Genomic DNA, 20767 nt, shown 5'->3' on the forward strand with positions numbered 1-20767 from the left:
TTCCCGCGCGAGATGAGCGGCTCGCCCGAAGCTGGCTGACGGCCCACCTGATCCTGGCCCTGATGATCGACGAGGCCGTCACCGACGTTCTCGACTCTCCCCCCTGTGAAGACCAAACCACGCACGGCGCAATCGCTGTCCCTTTGGAGGCTGCATAGTCTCCTGCGTTCTGAAATCCTCAACGCCATACTGAGGGTGATGCGGCCGGGAAAAATCCTCACCCGCGTCACCGAAATCATTCGTCACGTCTGCGACCCACCAAGACGGCGCAAAAACCAATCCGCCGCAGCAAGGATAGCTGCCATGCCCTAAGTTAGCGCTTATGGGACAGCGCCCCCCTCTGGCCTGCCGGCCATCTCCCCCTTAAGGGGGAGATTGGCAGCTTCGCCGAAAGCGCCCTTCTTTGGAGACTAGCGAAAGCCGAAGTGACATCCAATCTCCCCACCAGAGGGGGAGATGTCCGGCAGGACAGAGGGGGGCGCGACGGATCGCGGCGGGTCGGTTCTACTTCCCACTCACCGCCTGCTGATAAACATCGGGCTTGAAGCCAACGAGAACCCTGTCGCCAAGTTCCAGCACCGGACGCTTGATCATCGTCGGTTTGGCCAGCATCAGCGCCTTGGCCTTGTTCTCGTCCAGGCCCAGTCTGTCCTCCTCCGACAGTTCACGGAACGTTGTGCTCGCCTTGTTGAGCAGGATCTCCCAGCCGACCTTGCCTGACCAGCCGTTCAGCCGATCCGCATCCAGCCCTTCGACCCTGTAGTCATGAAAGCGATAGGCAACATCATGGCTCGCCAGCCAGGAACGCGCCTTCTTGACCGTATCGCAATTGGTAATGCCGTACATGGTGATCGTCAAAACGCGTCCTCGGACCAGTCGAATCTGACGGCACCCTAAAACCGCGCCTCTCGGTTTTCCAGCGGCCTCGCCGGCCGTCTGCGATTTTCGCGCTTGCCAATAGTAAGGAATTTTCCTAACTATTTCCCGAGCTAATTTGAGGCAAGGAAACGACCATGACGGGCCTGCAGACCGAAAGCCCCCCGCCCATTGACGGCATTTTCCGGGCGCTCGCCGATCCGACCCGGCGACGCGTGGTCGAGCGACTGAACCGAAGCCCCGCCTCGGTCAGCGAGCTTGCCCAGCCGTTCGAGATGGCCCTGCCATCCTTCATCGAGCACCTCAGGGTTCTGGAAGGCTGCGGGCTGGTGCATTCGGAAAAGGCCGGCCGCGTCAGGACCTACCGGCTCGCGCCGGAGCCGTTGAAGCTCGCGGAAAACTGGCTGGCCGAGCAGCGTGCGCTGTGGGAGCGCCGTCTCGACCAGTTCGACGATTACGTGCTGAAACTCAAGGAGACAGACAGATGAATATGGTGCCGTTGTTCCAACCCGATCCTAAGCTCGACCTCGTGCTCGAACGAACGATCGAGGCGCCGCGAGAACTGCTGTGGATGGCCCTGACGAGACCCGAGCATGTCAGCCAATGGTTCACGCCGAAGCCGTGGATCATCACCGATTGCGAGATCGACCGGCGGCCCGGCGGCCTGTTCCGCACCCGCATGCAGTCGCCCGACGGCAAGGAGGTCAACGATAGGCGTTGCTGCTACCTCGAGATCGTCCAGGACGAGCGGCTGGTGTGGACCGATGCGCTGCTGCCCGGCTACCGGCCGTCAGGCGACCCATTCATCACAGCCGTCATAGCGCTGCAATCGCATGGCGAGACGACGCGCTACACCGCCACCGCCATCCACCGCGACGAAGCCACGCGCAACAGCCACGAGGAGATGGGCTTCTACGACGGCTGGGGCACGGTGGCGGATCAGTTGGCCGGCTATCTCAAGACGATCTGAGGCGACCCTGCTTCGCACTCACATTGCGGCCACGCAATCGTTGTGGCCGTTCAGCCGAACGCCGGTGCCGAAGGCACCCACGCTCGGAACAAATTTCGATGGTTGGCGCAATGCCAGATGTCGAAGGCTCAGGCGCCGTAGCCGATGATGCCCTTGATCTCGAGGAAGTCGTGGATGGCCCAGTCGGCGTATTCGCGGCCGTTGCCGGACTGCTTGTAGCCGCCGAAGGGCGCGAACGTGTCCCATTCCGGATAGTTGATCGAGACCTGGCCGGCACGCAGGCGGCTGGCAATCTTGCGGGCGTGGTCGATATCCCCGGACTGCACATAGGCAGCCAGGCCATAAACGGTGTCGTTGGCGATCTTCACCGCATCATCATCGTCATCGTAGGAGATGACCGACAGAACCGGCCCGAAGATCTCCTCCTTCTCGATGGTCATGCCAGGCCTGACGTGGCCGAAAACGGTCGGCCGCACATAATAGCCACGGTTGAGGTGTTCCGGCCGGCCGGGGCCGCCGGTGACCAGCGTCGCACCCTCGGCGATACCGGCCTCGATCAACCGCTGGATCTTGTCGAACTGGATGTTGCTGACCACCGGCCCGAGCTTGGTCTCCTCCGAGCGCGGGTCGCCGACCTTGTGCCGTTCGGCGGCCTTCCTGGCGATCGTCAGCGCCTCGTCGTGACGGGCGGCCGGTACCAGCATGCGGGTCGGCGCATCGCAGGACTGGCCGCTATTGCCGAAGCAGGCGTTGACACCCTTGCGCACCGCCGTCTCGAAGTCAGCGTCGGGCAGCACGATGTTGGCCGATTTGCCGCCCAGCTCCTGCGCGACGCGCTTGACGGTCTCGGCCGCCGTCTTGGCGACGATGATGCCGGCCCGGGTCGACCCGGTGAACGAGACCATGTCTACGTCGGGATGGCCAGCCATGACCTGGCCGACATCCGGACCAGTGCCATTCACCATATTGTAGACGCCCTTCGGCGTGCCGGCGGCGTCCATCACCTCGGAAAAGATGATGCCGCTGATTGGCGCGATTTCGGAAGGCTTTAAAATGACGGTGCAGCCGGCGGCGATGGCCGGCGCCACCTTGCAGACTATCTGGTTGAGCGGCCAGTTCCACGGTGTAATCAGCGCGCAGACGCCGATCGGCTCCTTGACCACCATGGTGGTGCCGCGCTTCTCGCTGAATTCGTAATCCTCCAGCGCCTTGATGGTAGCTTCCATGTGCGCCCTGCCCGCCCAGGCCTGCGCCTCGCGCGCCCACCTGATCGGCGCGCCCATTTCCTGGCTGACCGCCTGGGCGATGTCCTCGTAGCGCTCATTGTAGACGTCGAGGATACGCTTCAGCAGCTTCAGGCGCTCGGCCTTGGTCGTTTGCGAAAAGGCCGGGAATGCCGCCTTGGCCGCAGCCACGGCCTTGTCGACATCGGCTTTCGAGCCGACCGAGATTTTGGTGTAGGCCTCTTCAGTGGACGGATCGATCACATCCAGCGTTGCCGGAACCACGGGGCCGACCCATTTGCCGCCGATGAAAAAATTGAGATGATTGCTCATGGGCCGTGCTCCGGTTTTCTGGAAATGAGTGAGACTAGCTAGGCAGCATAGGGCAGTTGGCACCACGGCGCAGGCTGATATGCGCCACGTCGCCGACGCTGAATTGAAAACCCTCTGTCCGGCGCGGCGCGTCGATCACCACCTGTGTCCCCTGCCCCAACTCTGCATGAAGGCGCAAGGTGCGGCCGTGAAAGACGATGCTGTTCACCCGCACCGGTGCAGTACCGGCCGCCGCCTCGGTCGTGGCCAAAAGGTCCTCCGGACGCACGCCAATGGTGCGCACCGTGCCCTCGCCAGGCAGCTCGCCTTTATCCGAAATCGCTTCCAGCGGCAGAGCGCCGGCGATGAACCGCAAGCGCTCGCCGTCACGGCCGACAAAGCGCGACTGCAGAAGGTTCATGGTGCCGATGAAGCTGGCGACGAATTTGGTGGCGGGTCGATCGTAAAGGGTCGCCGGCGGCGCAATCTGCTCGATGCGGCCCTTGTTCATGACGACAATGCGGTCTGAGATCGACAGCGCCTCGGTCTGGTCGTGCGTGACCATGACGAAAGTGGTGCCAAGCCGCGACTGCAGTCGCTTCAGTTCGACCTGCATCTGCTCGCGCAGATGCGCGTCGAGCGCCGACAGCGGCTCGTCGAGCAGCAGCACACGCGGCTCGCAGACGATCGCGCGGGCAAGTGCGACGCGCTGGCGCTGGCCACCCGACAATTCGGACACGCGGGCGCCGAGCTTCTCGGCAAGGCCGACCATGTCGAGCGCTGCGCCGACGCGCCTTGCCTGTTCGGCACCGGAGAGCTTGCGCAGCGACAGGCCGAAGCCGACATTTTCGGCAACGTTCATGTGTGGGAACAGCGCGTAGTCCTGGAACACGGTATTGACAGGACGGCCGAAGGGCCTGAGCGCTGTGATGTCGCGGCCTTCGAGCAGGACCCTGCCGTTCGACGGGCCCTCGAAGCCGGCGATGACCCGCAGGCTGGTGGTCTTGCCGCAGCCGGACGGTCCGAGCAAGGTCAGGAACTCGCCGCGGGCAATGTCAAGATCGACGGCGTCGAGCCCGATGATGCCGCCGGGGAATATCTTGGAGACCTTGTCCAGCCGGACGAGAGGATCAGGCGCCATCGCGAACCTCGGACGGCTTGGTGGTGTTGACCCACAGGATCTGGCAGCGCTCGCCGCCCGGATTGCGGAAGGCGTGCAGCAAGGTGCTCTTGAAGGCGAAGCTGTCTCCGGCCTTCAGCCCGTATCTGGTCGAATCGACCACCAGCTCGACCTCGCCGGACAGGACGAAGCCGAATTCATGGCCGGCATGGGCGTAAGCTTCGGCGGTGCCGCCACCGGCCTCAACGGTCACCAGCATGCCGGTTAGCGTGGCAGCCGGCGGCGACAGCAGTGCCTTGGCGATGCCTTCCGATTTGACCGGGATCTGACGCCGGCTGTTGGCGCGCACACAATAAAGATCGTTGACGACATCATTGCCGTCGGCGATCAGCGCCGACGGCTCTACATCGAGGGCGGCGGCAAGCGGCCAGATCACGCGGACCCGCAATGACGACATGCCGCGCTCGATCTGGCTTAGCGCACCTATCGAGACACCGGCTTTGGCGGCAAGTTCGGCCAGCGAGAGATTGCGCTCCAGCCTCAGCGCCCGCACGCGCCGGCCGACCCTGACGTCGGCGTCGTCCTTCGGCTTCTCAGCCGCTTCGTCCAGCATGTCCATTCGTTCGTCCTTGTTACAGTATTTTTGGCCGGCGCCGCGCGGCCTTCGCTTCTCCCCCTTGTGGGAGAAGGTGGCCGAGCGAAGCTCGGTCGGATGAGGGGTGTTCCAGAAAACACCAACGCCTCATTCCTTCCAACACCCCTCAACCGTCTTGGCGCTGCGCGCCAATCCACCTTCTCCCACAAGGGGAGAAGGAAGAGCGAACTCAGCCGCCTGCCTTGACCTTCTCGAACATCTTGGCGAGTTCGTCATTCTGTTTCATCGGCCCGGTGAAGATCGTGGTCTTCAGCATCACCTCGGGATCGGAAGGCAGCTGCAGTTTCTCCAACTCCTCCTTTGGCACGGCGGCGAAAGCCGAGCTGGTCGAGCTGCCATAGCCGTAGGCCTGGATCAGATACTTTCCGGAATCCGTTTCCAGCCGGCTGTTGATGAAGTCATAGGCAAGATCGACGTTCTTGGCGTCCTTGAGCATGACGAAGCCGCAGGCCCAGGTCAGCATGCCTTCCTTCGGCTTCATGAACTCTACAGGCACGCCCTGCTTCTTCAGCGAGGTGGCCGAGGCGTTCCAGGTCATGGCCGCGACCAGCTGGCCGCTCGCCAGTGCCTGTTCGACCGAGGTCATGTCGGTGGTGTAGTTCGAGAGCAGCGGGCGCTGCTCGCGCAGTTTCTCCGCCACCTTGTCCATCTGTTCCGGTGTCATGTCGAATGGATTGACGCCGGCCAGAAGGGCCGCCACCACCGGTGTGTCGTGGACGGCATCGATGGTCGCCATGCGCCCGGCATATTGCTTGTCCCAGAGCAGGTTCCAGCTGGCTTCGGGGTTCTTCACCAGATCGGTGCGGTAGAGGATCGAGGTATTGCCCCAGTCCCACGGCACCATCCAGACCTTGCCGTCGCCGGCCTGCAGGTCGGGCAGGTTCTTGAAGACCGGGAAGATCGAATCCCAGTTCTTGATGCGCTTGGTGTCGATCGGCTGCAGCAGGCCTTCCTTGTTCCAGCGCGCCACCTTGTCATAGCAAGGGTGCGCGACATCGGGGCGGAAGCCGGCCTTGACCTTGGTGAAGGCGTCATCGTCGTCGCCGAACATCGCGGCTTCGACGCCATCAGGGTGCGCGGCGAGGAAGCTCTTGTTGAAGTCGGGCAGCTCGTAACCCGACCAGGTGAAATATTGCAGCTTGTCGCCGGCAAAGGCGACAGTCGATGCAAGCGCCAGCGCGAAGGCGGCCAGTCCGGTTTTCGCTGTCTTTGTCGTTATCGATTTCAAGTCGAATGCCATTGCAGTTCTCCTCTTTCGGTTTCTTCTGGTTTTGACAGGCTGGCGGGCGCTGGCCGCTGGGTGGCGGCAAGCCCGCGATGGCGCAGGATTTCGGCGAGTGCGGCGATGACGAACGACACGGCCAGGATCGCCGTGCCGAGCGCCATGACGGTCGGCAGCGATTTCGGGAAGCGCAGCTGGCTCCAGATATAAAGCGGCAGCGTCGGCTCGGTGCCGGCAAGGAAGAAGGCGACGATGAACTCGTCGAACGAGGTCAGGAAGGCCAGCATGAACGCCGAAATAATGGCGGGCAGGCTGAGCGGCAGCATCACCCGTCTGAAGGTCGTCCAGTCCGAGGCGCCGAGGTCGAGCGCTGCCTCGCGGATGGTCTTCGGGATGGCGGCGAAGCGGCTGCGCATGACCACCACCGTCGTCGGCAGCGCCACCAATACATGGCCGAGCACAATGGCAATGCGCGACGGCCCGAAACCGGCGAGATTGACCAGGATCAACAGCGAGATGCCGACGATGACGCCGGGGATCAGGATCGGCAGCCGCGCAATGGCACTGATCGTGGCGGCCAGCGGCGAGCGGCCGTAAAGGTCCATATAGGACACGGTGATGCCGCAGAGTGTTGCGCCGGTGGCGGCAATGGCGCCGATGACGAGGCTGGTGGCAAGCGCACCGGACAGCGCCGAATTGCCGACCAGCGTGCCGTACCATTCCAGCGTGAAGCCTTGCAGCGGAAATGCCGCCTGGATCGAATTGTTGAAGGAAAACAGCGGGATCAGCAGTATCGGCAAATACAGGAACACCAGATAGGCAAGGACATAGACACCCAGCCAGCCGCCGCCCTGCCTTGCATCGATACGCGCCGTGTTCATGTGCGGCTGCCGTATCGGCGGTCGGCGAAGCGCACCACCAGCACCACGGCGAGAATGACCAGCATGACGGCGACGGCGAGTGCGGCGCCGAACGGCCAGTCATTGGCCTTGCCGAACTCGGCCTGGATCAGTGTGCCGATCATTGTACTGGCAGGGCCGCCGACCAGCGCCGGCGTCACATAATCGCCGACGGTCGGCACGAAGACGACGAGAGCAGCCGCCAGCACGCCCGGCATCGAATTGGGCAGCACGATGCGACGGAAGCTGGTGAACGGTTTTGCGCCGAGATCGGAAGCAGCTTCGAGCAGCGATTTCGGGATCGTGTCCAGCGCCACATAGATGGGCAGGATAGCGAACGGCGCATAGGCGTGGGCGAGCGTGACGACGACCGCTGCCGGCGTATTAAGGAAGGCCAATGTCGGCTCCGACCAGATGCCGCTTTCGATCAGCGCCGAGTTGAGCACGCCATTATAGGCAAGCACGATCTTCCAGGCGAAGACGCGCAGCAGATAGCTGGTCCAGAACGGCAGGGTCAGCAGGAACAGCAGCAGCCCACGCCGCCGCCCGGCATGGAAAGCCAGATAGTAGGCAACGGGATAGGCGGTGACGACGGTTGCCAGCGTCACCAGGCCGGCGATGCCCAGCGAGCGCAGCGTCACCGTCCAGTACAGCGGATCGGTGGCCACAGTGACGAAATTCGCAAGGGTGAAACCAGCCCCCAGCAACGAGCCGTCATTGCCGCGAAAGGCGAGAAAGAACACCAGGCCAAGGGCGAAAAGGATCAGCAAGAAGGTGACCAGCCCGCCGGGCAGCAGCATGGCGAAGCGGAAGGCCGGCGAAGACCGGGTTTCCGGCAGCGACTGCATTGCGACGATGGTCGACATCGGCTGTCCATCGAAATTTGAAATCGATTAAGCTTTTTTCATATTTGTGAAACTGTCAAGCTGTTTCATGCTTGGGAATGAACGTCAGCGTTCGAACGCGTCCAGCATCCGGTACCAGGCGATGGTCGCGGCGACGCCGACCTGCCGAAACGCATGAAACGGAATCGGCCGGATCGGCGAGACCGGGAACGGCAATTGCCTGGTGTCGCCGCTCGACAGGTAGGAGGCGATGCGCTCGCCAAGCGCGGTCATCAGGCCGATGCCGCGGCCCTGGCAACCGACGACCGCCAGCAGACCCTTCTCTGGCTCGTGGATATGCGGGAGATGGTCCGGCGTCATTGCCACCCGGCCGAACCACCGCTTTTCAATGGCCACATCGGACAGTGCCGGGTAGAGCCGCAGCAGCGCGCGTTCCAGATGCGCCCAGTCGGCCGGGCCGTTCGGCAAGGCCATGCGGCCGCGTCCGCCGAGCACCAGCCGACCATCGGCAGTCTTGCGGTAATAGACGAGGATGCGGCGCGAATCCGAAACCGCCTGCCCTTCCGGCAGGATAGCCGCCGCGAGATTGGACGATAGCGGCGCTGTCGCGATCTGGAAGGAATGCAGCGGGACGATCGTCTCGGCGAGGCCGGGAAGCAGGCCGCCGGTATAGGCGTTGGTCGCCAGGACAATCGCCTTGGCCTTGAGTTCGGCGCCGCTTTCCGTAGAAACGTGCCAAATGCCGGCATTCTTGCTGATCTGCATCACGTTCTGGCGCTCGGCGATCTTTACGCCCGCCGCTGCAGCGACGCGCGCCAGTTCCGACGTGTAGGCGAGCGGATCGATGACACCGGCGCGGCGATCGAGCCAGCCGCCGAGATAGCCTTGCGCGCCGGTCATCGTCGCGATCTCCGTCCCGCTCAGCAGCCGGACATCGGCGCCGCGGGCGCGCCACTGCCGATCCCGGTTCGCCGCCGCTTTCAGCGCGGTCTCGGTATGCGCGGCCTGGATCCAGCCATTGCGGACGAACGGCACCGCCAGTCTTTCGTCGCGGATCAATTCGAAGACCGTGTCAGCGGTCGAGGCGACAAAGTTGACGAGCGCTTCGCCGCGTTCGAGACCAAAATGCTCCAGCAGCCAGTCCGGATCGTATTTCAGGCCGGGAATGACCTGACCGCCGTTCAGGCCGGATGCGCCATTGCCAATTTCGCCGGCCTCCAGCACCTGGACGGCAAGGCCGAGCCGGGCAGCGTGCAAGGCTGTCGACAGACCCAGAATGCCGCCGCCGACGATAACGACATCGACGCATTGGCCGGCTGGAAAAAGCGACTGGAACGCGGTGGCTGTCCGCGGCTTCTGCCAGATTGGATCGGAAAACCGTAAGAGCAAGCGTCACCTGAAGATTCAGTAGGTGAAAACCCTAGCGACGGTTTCATTATTTTGAAAGAGCGTTTTCCGTCGCCGTTGGCGCACGTCAGGCTCGATCAAGGTCCAGCGATGCGAAGACCGCTTGAAAGAATTGACAAAGCTCGCCCTGCAAGCGGGATAGACCTTTGGCGGGAATTTGTTGAAAGTGCCGCCGCCGAAGGACAAGACAACAGGAAATGTAAGCCATGACGAACGCCACACATTTGCCCGCCGAAGGCCTCTTCGTGGGCCGCGCCCGGGCGAGCGATGCTTCCCATCCGCTGGTGGTCACGGTGCGTGACGGCACGGTCTTCGACATCACGTCAAATGCGGCGCCGACCGTACGCGACGTTTGCGAATTGCCGGATCCGGCGGGGCACGTCCGCTCGGCCAAGGGGCGACCGATCGGCCCGCTCGATGCCGTTGCCGCCAACAGTTTCGAGACAGCGCGCGATCCGGGGAAACCGTACCTGCTGTCCCCCGTCGACCTGCAGGCGATCAAAGCGTCTGGCGTCACCTTTGTCGTCAGCTTGCTCGAGCGGGTGATCGAGGAGCAGGCGCGCGGTTCGGCGGAAAGGGCCGACGCCATTCGCGCCGACATCGCCGGGCTGATCGGCCACGATCTGTCGAAGCTCAAGCCCGGCTCGCCGGAAGCGATGGAGATCAAGGCCAAGCTGATTGCGCGCGGCGCCTGGTCGCAATATCTGGAAGTCGGCATCGGCCCCGATGCCGAGATCTTCACCAAGTGCCAGCCGATGGCCTCGGTCGGCTTCGGCGCCGATGTCGGCCTGCATCCGGTTTCGACATGGAACAATCCGGAGCCGGAGATCGCCATGATTGCCGCCAGCAGCGGCAGGATTGTCGGGGCGACGATCGGCAACGACGTCAATCTGCGCGACGTCGAGGGGCGCTCGGCGCTGCTGCTCGGCAAAGCCAAGGACAACAACGCTTCGGCAGCACTTGGCCCCTTTATCCGGCTGTTCGATGAGACATTTTCCATCGGCGACGTGAAGCAGGCGATCGTACGCCTGAAGGTCGAGGGCGAGGATGGGTTCTCGCTGGAGGGCGCCAGTTCGATGGCCGAGATCAGCCGCTCGCCGGAAGAGTTGGTCGCCGCCGCCATGGGGCCGCATCATCAATACCCCGACGGGCTGGCGCTTTATCTCGGCACCATGTTCGTGCCGTCGAAGGATCGCGGCGAAACAGGCAAGGGCTTTACCCACAAGGTCGGCGACATCGTCACCATCTCGTCGGAGAAATTCGGCGCCTTGGTCAACCGCGTGCGGCTGTCGCCCGACTGCCCACACTGGACCTACGGCGCCAGCCACCTGATGCGCGACCTCGCCAGGGCCGACCTCATCTAGTCCCCCAGCCTAACATCCGATAGATTCTAGAATTCTCTGATTGGAAATTACCTGCTCGTCGGCATTCGGGAGAGTCCATTGATCGTCGCTCTTGAGGGCAAGACCCTTGTCGTTACCGGCGGAACGCAAGGGCTTGGCGAGACCATCGCCCGGCTGGCCTCAGCCGACGGCGGCGAAGGGATCGCCATTGTCGGCCGCATTGCCGAGCGTGGCAGACGCATCGCCGAAGAGCTTTCACGACCAAGCCGGCCCGTCGTCTTCATCCAGGCCGACCTTGGAGATCCGGCCGCGCCTGCAGCTGTCATGGCGGAAGCGATCAAAAGACTCGGCCGCATCGATTGTCTGGTGAACGCCGCGGCCCTCACCGACCGGGCCTCGCTGGAAACTGGCACAATCGACGACTGGGACAGGTTGTTTTCCGTCAATGCGCGCGCGCCGTTCTTCCTCATGCAGGCGGCCGTAGCCGACATGAAGACACGGCGGGCGGCGGGCGCCATCGTCAACATACTGTCGGTGAATGCGCATTGCGGTGCGCCGGACCTTGCCATCTATTCCGCAACCAAGGGCGCGCTTTCGACGCTGACCAGAAACATTGCCAACGCGCATCTTTCCGATCGCATCCGCGTCAACGGCATCAACATGGGCTGGGTAGCGACGCCGGCCGAACAAGAGATGCAGGCGCGCAGGCTGGGCAAGGGCGAAAACTGGGCAAAGATTGCCGCCGCCGGCCTGCCGCTTGGTCGATTGCTGACCATGGACGAAGTCGCCCAGCTAACGCTGTTCCTGCTCAGCGACGCCTCCGGGCTGATGACCGGGACGCTTATCGACCTAGAGCAATCCGTGCTCGGCGCGCCGCCGCGCAGCATTGCATGACGGTCGCAAGGCCGATCGTCGGCCGCCTGGAAAATATCAGCCAAACTGATGCAATCTGATGGGATTGCTGATGGCGCGGTGCCTTGCGCCAACGTCCATTGGCAATCGAGGCTTGCCATCGATCGAAAAAGGGAATGCTCTAATGCGCCCAGGTCGACGCTGGCAAAATGCGACCACCGTTTTGGCCGCGCACGGCTTTTCGCGGTGATCGTCGTCGGAGGAGGAGTTCGGTTCAAATGGGAGGAAATCAAATGCTGACGAGGCTAAGACTGCTTGTACTTGGCTTGATGGTGGCGCTGGCCATTCCGGCCGCGGCACAGGCCAAGACGTTCTACTGGATTTCGCATGGCGGCCCGGCCGATCCGGTCTGGACATACTTCCTTGCCGGCGCCAAGCAATGGGCGGCGGACACCGGCAACACCGTCAACACGTCGTTCCACAATGGCGACGTGGCGTCGCAGCAGGAGGCTGTTCGCGCCGCGATTTCCGCCAAGGCCGACGGCATCACCACGACCAGCCCTGATCCGGGCAGCCTTGTCGAGATCGCCAAGGAAGCGCGGGCGGCGAACATCCCGATCATCAACTTCAACACGCCCGACCCGAAGGCGGACTTCAACGCCTATGTCGGCGGCGACAACGTCACCTTCGGCAAACATTGGGCGCAGTATCTGGTCGACAAGGGCCTTGTGAAGAAGGGCGACTTCGTCTGGATGCCGGTCGAGATTCCCGGCGCCACCTATGGCGTCCAGGAAGAGGAAGGCATCAAGAGCGTGTTCGAGCCGCTCGGCATCACCTATGAAATCACCGAAGCGACGCTCGACCAGGCTGAAGTGATCAACCGCATGGTCGATTACCTCACCGCCAACAGGGCCAAGGTCAAGGCGGTTATCGGCCTCGGCGACCTTGTCACCGGTTCGATCAAGCGGGTGTTCGACCAGGTCGGCGTCAAGCCGGGCGAAATCCCGGTCGTCGGCTGGGGCAACTCGCTCGACACCACCCAGGAAGTGCTGAACGGCTACGTCAATGCCGCGCAGTGGCAGGATCCGCAGGCGACCAGCTACGTCGCGCTCTCGCTCGCCAACATGGCGGCGAGCGGTATTCCGCCCGGCTTCGACGTGATCACCGGCGCACTCTACGAGAAGGACACCGCGGCAGTCTACGACAAGATCCTGTCCGGCAAATAAATCCGCGATCGAGTTGGTCACGGCCGCTTCGGCGGCCGTGACTGTCTCATCATTCCGCCGAAGCCGGTTGCGGTCGCGGCCAAATCCAATCCTATCGCGGGTCCAAGGTGGAAAATCGTTCTCTTATCCAACGCTCGATCGCGCGGCCCGAGTTCGGGCCGTTTGTGCTGCTCGTCGTCGAGATCGCTGTGTTCTGGGGCATCAACCACGACTTCCTGTCGCCGCAGAACATCTCGAACACGCTGGCCTTCACGGTTGAGCTCGGGCTGATCGCGCTGGCGATGACGCTGTTGATGACATCAGGCGAATTCGACCTCTCGGTCGGCTCGGTGTTCGGCTTCTCGCCGGTCCTGATGTGGACGTTGTTCAACAGCGGCGTCGTCTCGCTCGAAGCCGCCTTCGTCATCGCGCTGGTGGTCGCTGCGTTTATCGGGCTGGTCAATGGCTGGTTCGTGACGCAGCTCAAGATCCCGTCCTTCCTGGTGACGCTGGGCATGCTGCTGGTGGTGCGCGGCACCGCTTTGTTCGTCACCAACGGGTTTCCGCAGCGGACCTGGAGCGCCGAGGGTAGCTGGCTGGCGGAAGCGCTGGTCGGCGATTTCTTCATCGGGTCGTTCCGTATCTACATGTCGCTGTTCTGGTTCATCGCCGCCGCAATCGCGCTCGGCTACGTTCTGACGCAGAGCCGGACAGGCAACTGGATCCAGGCGGCCGGCGGCAACCCGAGTGCTGCAAGGGCGCGCGGCGTCAATGTCAGCGGCGTCAAGATCGGCCTGTTCATCCTGTCGTCGATCCTGGCCTCGCTTGCCGGCGTCATCTCCTCGCTGCGCACCTCTGCGGCCAACCCCAACAGCGGCACCGGCTACGAGCTCGAAGTCATCGCCATGGTGGTGATCGGCGGCACGGCGCTGACCGGCGGGCGCGGCACAATCATCGGCACGGTGCTCGGTATCCTGATCCTGCGCGTGATGCGCAACGGCATCGTGCTGATCGGCGTGCCCGGCCTTGCCTATAATATTTTCATCGGCGCCATCATCCTCGGCATGATGGCGCTCCACTCATGGCTGGAACGCCGGCATCAGGCAGGGACTTGAACCATGGCCGAACCGCTTGTCCGCATGGAAAATATCCGCAAGTCCTATGGGCGCGTGCAGGCGCTGGTTGATGCCAATTTCCATGTCAACGAAAGAGAGATCGTCGGCCTGCTCGGCGACAACGGCGCCGGCAAGTCGACGCTGATCAAGGTGCTGTCGGGCGCGGTCCCGCTGACCAGCGGCGACATCTTCATCCGCGGCAAGAAGGTGAATTTGCGCAGTACCAGCGACGCCATCGCCCATGGCATCGAGACGATCTACCAGGACTCGGCGCTGGTTACGCAGCTGTCGATCGCCCGCAACCTGTTTCTCGGGCGCGAACCGATCAAGCCGCCGCGCTTCCTCAATCGGATGGACCAGGAGGCAATGAACGTGGTTGCCCGCGATCTGCTCAAGCAGGTCGGCATCTCGAAGAACATCCCGCCGACGACGCCGATCGGCTCGCTCTCCGGCGGCGAGCGGCAGGCGGTGGCGATTGCGCGCGCCATGCATTTCGACAGCGACCTCATCATCCTCGACGAGCCGACCAACAATCTCGGCGTCGCCGAAACGCAAGGCGTGCTGAGCTTCGTGCGCAGCGCCCGCGATTCCGGCCATTCCTGCATCTTCATCGCCCACAACATCCATCATGTCTTTCAGGTGGTCGACCGCATCGTCGTCATGCGCCGCGGCAAGGTGGTCGCCGACGATATCGACCCGAAGAAGACCAGCGTCGCCGAAGTCGAACGCGTCATCACCGGCATGTCGGACAAGGAGATCCATGACGCGCTGGTCGAGGGCACGCAACGGCCCGGCTGAGCAGCCGGGGGTCGGCCTGATCGTCGAGGCACTGGATCGCATCGCCACATGGTTGCGACATGAAAGCCACCGTTTCGGATATTGCCAGGAGCTGCGGCCTGTCTACCGCGACGGTCGACCGTGTGCTCAACAACCGGGCGGGAGCCAGTGCCGCCAACCGGCAGCGCGTGATGGAGGCGGCCAAGCAGCTCGGCTATCTGCCGGTCGTCGACCAGGTCGCGTTGCCGTCGCGGCCGGCGCATCTCGAATTCTTCCTGCCGATAGGCAGCAATGCCTTCATGGCCGATCTGGCCAGGCACATCGAGGATTATGCGGCGCGCCTGCCGCTGGTCGCCTCCTGCCGCATCCACAAGCTCGCCGGCATCCCGCCGAGCGCCTTGCAGGCGGCCGTCGAAAACCTCTCGCTCAAGGCGAACGGCGTCGGCGTCATCGCCATCGATCATCCGAGAACGCGCAACATCTTGCGCGAGATCGTCGAGGCCGGCATCCGCCTGGTCACCCTGGTGTCCGATGTTCCGGGCGCGCCCCGCTCGGCCTATGTCGGCATCGACAACCGGGTGGCCGGCCGCACCGCGGCGCTGCTGATGGGACGGTTCCTCGGCGGCCGCCAGGGCCATCTGGCGATGGTCGTCGGTTCACGCTCCTACCGCGGCCATGAGGAACGCGAGATGGGCTTTCGCTCCGTGCTCGGCGAGGAGTTCCCCAACCTAACCGTCACCAGCGCCGTGGAGATCAACGACGAGCCGGAGGTCAGTTATACCGCGACCATGAAGGCGCTGCACAACGAGCCGGAGCTGCTCGGCATCTACTGTATCGGCGCCGGGCGCTCGGGCGTGGCAAAAGCATTGCTCGAAGTCAGGCCGCAGACGAAGCCGGTGTTCATCTGCCATGATCTGACGCGCGAGACACGCGGCTATCTGGTCGACGATCTGCTCGACGTCGTCATCGACCAGAATGCGCGGCTGATTGCCGAACAGTCGGTCATTCGCCTGCTCGGCTCGATCGCCTCGTCGGCGCCCTATCTGACGCGGAAATTCATCGAGCCGCGCCTGATCTTCAAGGAAAATGTCCCGGTGCAGTGATGTCGCGCGAGGCGATGGCTCGGGCCAGTGGATCGTTAAAATTCGGTTGATACCGCAAATCTGCACATCACCTATGCAACTTTTGTGGTTGCCGAATCATTGGGCAATCGATAGTTTCGCAGGTGTCGGCCATCTACTCCTCCCAGATGCGATGCCGACGCTGAGTGCGGTACACCTCCTCCCGTGCCGTATTCGAAATCGAGCCCGCTGCCACCTCCTCCCGGCAGCGGGCTTTTTTTGTTCCGGCTCCGGGATAGCGGGCGATGCTGGGATCGTGACTGGCACCGGACACGATTGCTGATCCGCGGATCGATGAGCTTCGCTGCGACCGCCGCGGCTTGTCGGGCAGAATCCTGTCACACTTGTCACTCTCACCGGTTCGCCGGCGGCCCTATCCTGCCTCACGACCAGCAATCAACGCCGCGCCGGCCATGGTGCGGAGGATCGGCACAGGAGACGCGAGATGGCACATCGCGATGGGACGAGACATCACCCGGCGGCGCGGCCCGCAATCGAAACGCCACGTATCGTTTCGCCGCTTGCGAGACTATCTGGCCCTGAAAGACGTGATCAGGCCTTCCGCCATGCGGACGAACTGCGCGCTCGGGCCCTCGGCGCCGACGCTTTGCAGGCTGACGCGGGCGCCCTCGAGCAACAGCGACAGCGTGTCCGCAAGAAGCTCGGCCTGTCCGATGCCGGCATCGCGACACAGCGAGACCAGCCGCTCGCGCTGCGCTTCCTTGAGTTCCTTGATCACTTGCCTTGCCGGATGATCGGCCTCGCTCAGCTCGATGGCGGCGTTGGCCATGTCGCAACCGCGGCGATCCGACATCAGGCAATCGGCCGCCATCCGGACCCAGGCGTGCAGCTGCGCCAGCTTGTCGCCCGGATTCTCGGCCTCGAACTTTTCCCACATCGCGTTGGCGCTGCAGGCGGTCGCCCGCAGACATTCGATGATCAGGTCGTCCTTGGACTCGAAATGCCGGTAGAGCGTCATCTTGTTGGTGCCGGCGGCCTCGGTGATGGCGTCGATGCCGACGCCGCGAATGCCATGCTTGTGAAACATGTCCCGTGCCGTCTCCAGGATCCTGTCCCGGGGGCGAACACGCTCCACAACACCGTCTGTCATCAAAACCTCCGTGATTGCGTTTCCCGAAATTCCCTCGGTGCACCTCTTGACTAGGGTGTTACCGGTCTGTAACGTTAGAGATGTTACTTACCTGTAACACCCGCATTGCATCATGTCAAACTCGCAAGTGCCAGCCATCAGCCCCGCCCCGATCGGCAAGGGGACGAACCGCACCTCACGGCCTCGGCCGGCGAGCAAGAAAACACCAGATCCGCGGCTTGCCGCGGATCACCAAAAACCAGGAGCCGCTTCGATGTCGCAGCGCAATGATCTGACGATCGATGAAGTCGTAAGGGATCCGATGATCCGCATGCTGATGAAGGCCGACCGCGTCGACCCGCGGTCTTTCGAGGCGATGCTGCGTGCGCTGGCGGACGAACAGGCCGAGCGCCGCAATGCGCCGCGCCGCCTTGAAGATTTCGGCTTTCTCGAAGATTCCGGCTCAACACGCAGCCGGCGGCTGTCCAGGGTGGCCAGGGCGTTTGGCCGGGCCAGAGCATCGGGCGAGGCGTGCATATCATGGTAAACTTCTTCGTTCATCGTCCGATCTTTGCGTCGGCGATCGCCATCATCATGGTGCTCGCCGGAGGGATCTGTTATTTCCTCCTGCCCGTCTCGCAGTTTCCCGACATCACGCCGCCCCAGGTCGTGGTCAGCGCCCACTACCCGGGCGCCAGCGCGCAGGTCGTCGCCGACACGGTGACGACGCCGCTCGAACAGCAGATCAACGGCGTCCAGGGGATGACCTATATGTCGTCGTCGAGCTCCAATGACGGCTCCTCGACGATCACCATCACCTTCGACGTCGGCTACGATCTGAGCACGGCGGCCGTCGACGTCCAGAACCGCGTTTCGCAGGCGGCTTCCTCGTTGCCGGCCATCGTCAATCAGGGCGGCGTGACGATCAAGAAGCAGAACCCGAACTTCGTCCTGATCGTCGACCTCACCTCGCCGGACGGTTCCGTCAACCCGGTCGCGCTGAGCAATCTCGCCTACTTGCAGGTGGTCGATCCGCTGAAGCGCCTGCCCGGCGTCGGCGACGTGCAGATCTTCGGTGAGCGGCGCTATTCGATGCGCATCTGGCTCGACCCCGACAAGCTAGCCAATCTCGGCATTACTGCCGTCGACGTGCAGAACGCCGTCGCCGAGCAGAACGTCCAGGTGGCGGCCGGCAAGATCGGGCAGTCGCCGGCTCCGGCCGGCACCGCCTTCGAGATGCAGGTCAACGCCGTCGGCAGGCTGAGCGATCCCAAGGAGTTCGGCGACATCGTCGTGCGGGCCAATACCGCCAACGGCTCGCTGGTCAGGCTGCGCGACGTTGCGCGCATCGAGCTCGGCGCGCTGCAATATTCGTCGTCGGCCTTCTTCGGCAAGGACCCGACGGTGGTGCTCGCGGTCTACCAGATGCCGGGCTCCAACGCGCTCGATCTGCAGCAGCGCGTCAAGGACAAGATGCAGGAGTTGTCGGCCCGTTTCCCGAAGGGCGTCAGCTACGCCATGCATTACGATACGACACGTTTCGTTTCGGCCTCGATGCACGACGTGCTGATCACGCTCGGCGAAGCGCTGGTTCTGGTCGTCGCCGTGGTGTTCATCTTCCTGCAAAGCTGGCGCACCACGATCATCCCGACGATCGCAATTCCGGTGTCGCTGGTGGCGACGCTGGCCGTCATGCATATGCTTGGCTTCTCACTGAACATGCTCAGCCTGCTCGGCATGGTGCTGGCGATTGGCCTCGTCGTCGACGACGCCATCGTCGTCGTCGAGAATGTCGAACGCCAACTTGAGGCCGGTCTCAAACCTCTGGCTGCCACGCGCACCGCGATGGCGGAGGTCACCGGCCCGATCATCGCGACGACCGCCGTGCTGATGGCGGTGTTCGTGCCGGTCGCCTTCATTCCGGGCGTGTCCGGCCGGCTCTACAACCAGTTCGCCCTGACGGTGGCGATCTCCTTCGGCATCTCGGCCTTCGTCTCGCTGACGCTTACCCCGTCGCTCAGCGCCGCCTTCCTGCGCCACCGGCCGGAAACGCAGTTCGTGCTGTTCCGCTGGTTCAACATGGGCTTCGAACGGCTGGCGCATGCCTATGCGAATGGGGTCCGTATTCTCATCCGCCTGCGCTGGATCATGATCGGCGTGTTCGCGGCCGGACTTGTCGCGACCTATTTCGTCTGGCAGCGCCTGCCCTCGACCTTCCTTCCGGTCGAGGACCAGGGCTATTTCTTCGTCGTCATCCAGCTCCCCGACGGGGCCTCGCTGGAACGCACCGATGCCGTGGCGCAAAAGGCGCGCGACATCCTGCAAAACACGCCCGGCGTCGACATCGTCGGCTCGATCAGCGGCTTGAACTTCCTGACCAGCGCCGCGCAGTCGAACTCGGCGGTCGAATTCGCCATCCTGAAGCCATGGGACGAACGCGGCGCCGACCAGAGCGCCTCTAAGCTCGTCGCCGACGTGCGCAACAAGCTGCTGCAAATTCCAGAGGCTTTTGCGCTGAGCTTCGACCCGCCGTCGATCCCAGGCATCGGTACCACCGGTGGCTTCGAGTTCCAGGTCGAGGACCTGACCGGCCGCGGCAGCGTGGCGCTCAACGATGCGACGCAAGCGGTGATTGCCGAGGCGCGCAAGCAGCCCGAGCTCAACCCGCAGCAATTGTTCTCGTCGTTCTCGACCTCGACGCCGCAGTTCAACTACGATCTCGATCGCGCCAAGGCGAAGCTGCTCGGGCTCAACCTGCCGGACGTGTTCAACACGCTACAGATCTATCTCGGCTCGCTCTATGTGAACGATTTCAACCTGTTCGGCCGCACCTTCCGGGTGACGATACAGGCCGACAAGGACTCTCGCGCCGGTCCGGCCGACATATCGCGGCTCTATGTCCGCAATGCGTCGGGTGGGATGGTGCCGCTGAGCACGCTGGGCAAGCTTGTGCCCGTCGTCGGCCCCGAGACCGTGCCACATTACAACAACAATGCGTCGGCCCTGATCAATGGCGGCGCCGCGCCCGGCTTTTCGTCCGGCCAGGCGGTGGCGGCAATGGAACGTGCCGCTGCCACGGCGTTGCCGAGAGACTTCGGCTACGAATGGACCGGCATCACCTATCAGGAGCTCAAGGCGGGATCGATCGCATCCGTCGTCTTTGGTCTCGCGATCGTCTTCGTCTTCCTGATCCTCGCCGCGCAATATGAGAGCTGGGCGATGCCGTTCATGGTGCTGCTGGCGGTGCCGCTCGCACTGTTCGGTGCGTTCGTCGTGCTGTGGCTGCGTGGCATGCAGATCGACGTCTATTCGCAGATCGGCTTCGTCATGCTGATCGGACTGGCGGCCAAGAACGCGATTCTGATCGTCGAGTTTGCCCGGCGCCGGCGCGAAGAAGGCCTCAGCATCGTCGACGCCGCCATGGAAGCGGCGCGGCTTCGGCTGCGACCGATCCTGATGACCGCCTTCGCCTTCATCCTCGGCGTGCTGCCGCTGATGTTCGCTACAGGTGCAGGTGCCGCAAGCCGGCAGTCGATCGGCACCACCGTCTTTGGCGGCATGGTCGCGGCGACGATCCTGTCGCTGGTGTTCGTGCCGGTCTTCTATGCGGTGATCGAGCAGCTGCGCGAGCGCCGCAGCGAGAGCGAACCGGTTTCCGAAGCGACCGAACAACCAACTGCCGAACCCGCCTTCGAGCCATTGGCCGAAGCGGCTGAATAGGACTGGAGAATTGAT

19 protein-coding genes are annotated in these 20767 nt (G+C 63.2%); 10 read left to right on the forward strand and 9 right to left on the reverse strand.

What is annotated here, in order from left to right:
* Positions 1 to 504: 504 nt before the first annotated feature.
* On the reverse strand, positions 505 to 858 hold the full coding sequence (locus NKJ91_RS08450; RefSeq protein ID WP_352455156.1) for an ArsC family reductase: 354 nt from the start codon (positions 856 to 858) through the stop codon (positions 505 to 507).
* A 155-nt stretch (positions 859 to 1013) separates the two neighbouring features.
* On the opposite strand from NKJ91_RS08450, the gene NKJ91_RS08455 reads away from it, so the two are divergent.
* Together NKJ91_RS08455 and NKJ91_RS08460 are read left to right on the forward strand one after the other, a co-directional pair.
* The gene (locus NKJ91_RS08455; RefSeq protein ID WP_352455157.1) at positions 1014 to 1364 is read left to right on the forward strand and encodes an ArsR/SmtB family transcription factor; all 351 of its coding nucleotides are present in this window, start codon (positions 1014 to 1016) and stop codon (positions 1362 to 1364) included.
* On the forward strand, positions 1361 to 1846 hold the full coding sequence (locus tag NKJ91_RS08460; protein WP_502899028.1) for an SRPBCC family protein: 486 nt from the start codon (positions 1361 to 1363) through the stop codon (positions 1844 to 1846). Before NKJ91_RS08455 ends, NKJ91_RS08460 begins: the two co-directional genes overlap by 4 nt.
* Before the next feature lie 128 nt (positions 1847 to 1974).
* Here the strand turns inward: NKJ91_RS08460 and NKJ91_RS08465 are convergent, their stop codons facing one another.
* From NKJ91_RS08465 to NKJ91_RS08495, 7 genes are all read right to left on the reverse strand, one after another.
* Positions 1975 to 3402, reverse strand: a complete 1428-nt coding sequence (locus NKJ91_RS08465; protein ID WP_352455158.1) for an aldehyde dehydrogenase family protein — start codon at positions 3400 to 3402, stop codon at positions 1975 to 1977.
* A 34-nt stretch (positions 3403 to 3436) separates the two neighbouring features.
* Entirely contained in the window at positions 3437 to 4522 is a 1086-nt protein-coding gene (locus NKJ91_RS08470; RefSeq protein ID WP_352455159.1) for an ABC transporter ATP-binding protein, read from the reverse strand.
* The gene (locus tag NKJ91_RS08475; RefSeq protein ID WP_352455160.1) at positions 4512 to 5120 is read right to left on the reverse strand and encodes a cupin domain-containing protein; all 609 of its coding nucleotides are present in this window, start codon (positions 5118 to 5120) and stop codon (positions 4512 to 4514) included. The genes NKJ91_RS08470 and NKJ91_RS08475 overlap by 11 nt, the downstream gene beginning before the upstream one ends.
* Before the next feature lie 205 nt (positions 5121 to 5325).
* Positions 5326 to 6396, reverse strand: coding sequence for an ABC transporter substrate-binding protein (locus tag NKJ91_RS08480; RefSeq protein WP_352455161.1), 1071 nt, complete (start codon positions 6394 to 6396; stop codon positions 5326 to 5328).
* Entirely contained in the window at positions 6381 to 7259 is an 879-nt protein-coding gene (locus NKJ91_RS08485) for an ABC transporter permease (RefSeq protein ID WP_352455162.1), read from the reverse strand. The genes NKJ91_RS08480 and NKJ91_RS08485 overlap by 16 nt, the downstream gene beginning before the upstream one ends.
* Complete coding sequence (locus tag NKJ91_RS08490) at positions 7256 to 8143, reverse strand: ABC transporter permease (RefSeq protein WP_352455163.1); 888 nt, start codon at positions 8141 to 8143, stop codon at positions 7256 to 7258. The genes NKJ91_RS08485 and NKJ91_RS08490 overlap by 4 nt, the downstream gene beginning before the upstream one ends.
* Before the next feature lie 84 nt (positions 8144 to 8227).
* Positions 8228 to 9511: an NAD(P)/FAD-dependent oxidoreductase gene (locus tag NKJ91_RS08495; RefSeq protein WP_352455164.1), complete on the reverse strand. Its 1284-nt coding sequence runs from the start codon at positions 9509 to 9511 to the stop codon at positions 8228 to 8230.
* A 224-nt stretch (positions 9512 to 9735) separates the two neighbouring features.
* On the opposite strand from NKJ91_RS08495, the gene NKJ91_RS08500 reads away from it, so the two are divergent.
* From NKJ91_RS08500 to NKJ91_RS08525, 6 genes are all read left to right on the forward strand, one after another.
* Entirely contained in the window at positions 9736 to 10893 is a 1158-nt protein-coding gene (locus NKJ91_RS08500; RefSeq protein WP_352455165.1) for a fumarylacetoacetate hydrolase family protein, read from the forward strand.
* 78 nt (positions 10894 to 10971) lie between these two features.
* A complete protein-coding gene (locus NKJ91_RS08505) occupies positions 10972 to 11766 on the forward strand; it encodes an SDR family oxidoreductase (protein WP_352455166.1) in 795 nt (264 codons plus the stop codon).
* A gap of 251 nt (positions 11767 to 12017) precedes the next feature.
* Positions 12018 to 12950 carry a substrate-binding domain-containing protein gene (locus tag NKJ91_RS08510; protein ID WP_352455167.1) on the forward strand — a complete coding sequence of 311 codons (933 nt, stop codon included), beginning with the start codon at positions 12018 to 12020 and terminating at the stop codon, positions 12948 to 12950.
* A gap of 107 nt (positions 12951 to 13057) precedes the next feature.
* Positions 13058 to 14044: an ABC transporter permease gene (locus NKJ91_RS08515; protein WP_352455168.1), complete on the forward strand. Its 987-nt coding sequence runs from the start codon at positions 13058 to 13060 to the stop codon at positions 14042 to 14044.
* Positions 14045 to 14047: 3 nt separating this feature from the next.
* Positions 14048 to 14842, forward strand: coding sequence for an ATP-binding cassette domain-containing protein (locus NKJ91_RS08520; protein ID WP_023674040.1), 795 nt, complete (start codon positions 14048 to 14050; stop codon positions 14840 to 14842).
* Between the two features lie 59 nt (positions 14843 to 14901).
* Positions 14902 to 15924: a LacI family DNA-binding transcriptional regulator gene (locus NKJ91_RS08525; protein WP_352455169.1), complete on the forward strand. Its 1023-nt coding sequence runs from the start codon at positions 14902 to 14904 to the stop codon at positions 15922 to 15924.
* Between the two features lie 547 nt (positions 15925 to 16471).
* Here the strand turns inward: NKJ91_RS08525 and NKJ91_RS08530 are convergent.
* Positions 16472 to 17053, reverse strand: coding sequence for a TetR/AcrR family transcriptional regulator (locus NKJ91_RS08530; RefSeq protein ID WP_031211029.1), 582 nt, complete (start codon positions 17051 to 17053; stop codon positions 16472 to 16474).
* Between the two features lie 253 nt (positions 17054 to 17306).
* Here NKJ91_RS08530 and NKJ91_RS08535 point away from each other — a divergent pair, with 253 nt between their 5' ends.
* A complete protein-coding gene (locus NKJ91_RS08535) occupies positions 17307 to 17579 on the forward strand; it encodes a hypothetical protein (RefSeq protein ID WP_031211028.1) in 273 nt (90 codons plus the stop codon).
* On the forward strand, positions 17573 to 20752 hold the full coding sequence (locus tag NKJ91_RS08540) for an efflux RND transporter permease subunit (protein WP_352455170.1): 3180 nt from the start codon (positions 17573 to 17575) through the stop codon (positions 20750 to 20752). The genes NKJ91_RS08535 and NKJ91_RS08540 overlap by 7 nt, the downstream gene beginning before the upstream one ends.
* Positions 20753 to 20767 lie beyond the last annotated feature (15 nt).

This window comes from Mesorhizobium sp. M0040 (assembly GCF_040323505.1).
Lineage (GTDB): Bacteria > Pseudomonadota > Alphaproteobacteria > Rhizobiales > Rhizobiaceae > Mesorhizobium.